The following is a 354-nucleotide window of genomic DNA, read 5'->3' on the forward strand; positions in this document are numbered from 1 at the left end:
CCCGGATCACCACAGCGTTCTGCCCGAAGTCATCATCACTATGGTCACGGAACAACAGGTTCGGTGCCCGCTTGAAGACCACCGCGATCTCCGTGACACGCCGGCCCAGCCGCTTGCCCGCCCGCAGGTAAAACGGCACCCCGGACCAGCGCCGGGTGTTGATATCCACCCGGATCGCGGCGAACGTCTCGGTGGTGGAATCGGCCGGGATGCCTTCCTCCTCCAGGTAGCCCTGGACCTGCTCCCCGCCCTGCCAGCCGCCGGCGAACTGCCCGCGCGCCGAATGCGTGGACAGGTCCTCCGGCAACCGCACCGCGGCCAGGACCTTTTCCTTCTCCGCGCGCAGGTCATCGG

At 67.8% G+C, this 354-nt stretch carries 1 pseudogene; it reads right to left on the minus strand.

Going from position 1 to position 354, the window contains the following annotated elements:
- A pseudogene (locus tag AC5RUM_RS21515) lies at positions 1-354 on the minus strand (glucose-6-phosphate dehydrogenase); the annotation flags it as partial.

This window comes from Arthrobacter sp. B2060 (genome assembly GCF_059090445.1).